Source organism: Pseudoalteromonas sp. SG41-5 (genome assembly GCF_014164495.1).
GTDB lineage: Bacteria > Pseudomonadota > Gammaproteobacteria > Enterobacterales > Alteromonadaceae > Pseudoalteromonas > Pseudoalteromonas rhizosphaerae.
This window is the reverse complement of the sequence record NZ_JACJFH010000286.1, coordinates 1-451: the sequence shown is the minus strand read 5'-3', so window position 1 is coordinate 451 and position 451 is coordinate 1. Positions and strand designations below refer to the sequence as shown.

The window sequence follows — 451 nt, the reverse complement described above, 5'->3', positions numbered from 1 at the left end:
ACTAGAACGCGCGAGTAAACGTATTATCGAACGTCACCAATCACAAGATAGCCTGAGCGAAGAGTTGATAACACAGGATTTAAAGCAAAAAGAAAAGCTGGATAAAAGTGCAGATAAAATCACGGAGTTCTTAGCGACCCACGAGGAAAAAACGGGCAGCAAAGGCAAGCCTATTAAAAGTAATATTACCGACCCTGATAGCGCGAAAATGACCACGTCAAAAGGTACAATCCAAGGCTACAACGGGATAGCGATAAATGACGATAAACATCAAGTTATACTGCAAGCACAGGCATGGGGCTCGGTGGGCGAGCAGCAAACCCTGCAGTGCATATTCTCACCAGCTTTGATCACCCAATGGCATTAACTTTGATCGCTTATTCTCATTAAGCTTTGATCACGAAAATTACGCGATAATGATCACTTTTGTGTTCTTAATGATTTTGCCGAT

Annotated in this window: 1 pseudogene; it reads left to right on the top strand. The window is 42.6% G+C overall.

Annotated features, from left to right (window positions below):
* Positions 1–367, top strand: a pseudogene (locus tag H5232_RS23640) (transposase); the annotation flags it as partial.
* Positions 368–451 lie beyond the last annotated feature (84 nt).